The organism is Spiroplasma sp. ald, assembly GCF_044714355.1.
GTDB lineage: Bacteria > Bacillota_I > Bacilli_A > Mycoplasmatales > Mycoplasmataceae > Spiroplasma > Spiroplasma phoeniceum.
Genome location: NZ_RXFY01000148.1, coordinates 1 through 1,525, shown reverse-complemented (window position 1 = coordinate 1,525; position 1,525 = coordinate 1). Strand labels below are relative to the sequence as shown.

Sequence of the window (1,525 nt, the reverse complement as noted above, 5' to 3'; positions counted from 1 at the left end):
TTAAAAAGATACTAATAGCAAATTATAATTTTAATTAATTATGTCTTTTTAAAAATATTTACAATTATTTTACTAGGTTATGCAAGAAGTCTATTATATAAATAATAAAAATATTTATTTTGTAAAAAATGGTAGTAATAAAGCTATAAAAATTAATGGATTAAATTTTAATATTTCATCAATTATTACAATAAAAAATGATGATAATTTTGTTGAATTTGGATGACAAGATACAAATAAAAACATTCATTTTTATAAAAAAGAAATTTCTATTTTAGAAAATCATCATAATGAAATGTGAAATAATAAATAATTAAGTGTTTAAAATTAGCGATAAAAATGATGTTTTAAATATAAATTAAGGAAGGTTGAAAAATGAAAAGATTATTAAGTATTATTGGTGCAATATCATTAGTAGGAACCAGTACAACCAGTTTAGTTGCTTGTAATATACCACAAGAATATACAAAGGAAGAATTAGAACATTTAAAAAAAGAAAACCAAATAGATACAAAAGATGAAACTATTAAAAACAATTTAGAATGAATAGTACCACAAGAAATGCCATTTAATCAAATAGATGATAATAAATATTATTATGTAGTATGGCGGGGTGATGAAAAAATAGAATGAAAAATTATTAAATTTCAACACAATATAGATTTAAATTCTATTTCATTAAAAAGAAAACTTAACCATTATAAAGAACATGATTTATTTGTTTCCCCAAAAGGTTTAGTTATAAATAGATACGATTTTATTTATGAAAGGCCTAAATGATGAGAAATAAATAGTAATTATTTTAAATCTGTCTATCGTTGAAATTTAGATACACAAGCACCTGATTTAACTATTGATAAAAATGGTAATATAAAAGTTAACGGTGAATAAAAAAAACAGATTTAATGTAATTGTCAATTTTAATTGACAATTACATTAAATCTGTTTTTTTATTTTATCTTGGTTTAATTGTAATTTTAACAGGGTTATCACTATTATTTATCATACCTAATACACCCAATGCATTTAAGTCTATTGTTATATTTTTGTCATTACCAAAATATTTATAAAGTTTTACAACTGGCATATCTGAATAATAAAATGAAAAATCAGGACGAACCACTTTTGAAAATCTAATTTTTAATTTCATATCATTTGTATAATATGATTGTAAATATGTTTCTTTAATTTTATTATCACCATTATCAAATAATTTTGTTGTTTGTAATAAAAAAGTAAAATCACAATTTTTAGAAATAGAATAACGATTTTGATAACTTACACTTGGCAAACCATTAGTATAAGCAGTAGCAAATGTTTGAACATCATTTACTTTTATATTATCAGTATATAAAGTTATTGTATTCTCAAAATTAACATTATCCTTTTGTGGTTTACCATCAAACTTTAATTTTCCGTTGGAAAACCAATCGAGATTATTTTCACAATTAGAATAACCTCCTAGAATAGACTTCTTGCATAACCTATTAAAATAATTGTAAATATTTTTAAAAAGATACTAATA

3 protein-coding genes are annotated in these 1,525 nt (G+C 21.0%); 2 read left to right on the top strand and 1 reads right to left on the bottom strand.

Annotated features, from left to right (window positions below; translation table 4 throughout):
- The first annotated feature begins 79 nt into the window (after positions 1-79).
- Both EHU54_RS05720 and EHU54_RS05715 read left to right on the top strand, forming a co-directional pair.
- The gene (locus EHU54_RS05720; protein ID WP_400249433.1) at positions 80-313 is read left to right on the top strand and encodes a hypothetical protein; all 234 of its coding nucleotides are present in this window, start codon (positions 80-82) and stop codon (positions 311-313) included.
- Positions 314-375: 62 nt separating this feature from the next.
- The gene (locus EHU54_RS05715; protein ID WP_400249432.1) at positions 376-891 is read left to right on the top strand and encodes a lipoprotein; all 516 of its coding nucleotides are present in this window, start codon (positions 376-378) and stop codon (positions 889-891) included.
- 64 nt (positions 892-955) lie between these two features.
- On the opposite strand, the gene EHU54_RS05710 is transcribed toward EHU54_RS05715, so the two are convergent.
- The gene (locus tag EHU54_RS05710) at positions 956-1,291 is read right to left on the bottom strand and encodes a hypothetical protein (protein ID WP_400249431.1); all 336 of its coding nucleotides are present in this window, start codon (positions 1,289-1,291) and stop codon (positions 956-958) included.
- Positions 1,292-1,525 lie beyond the last annotated feature (234 nt).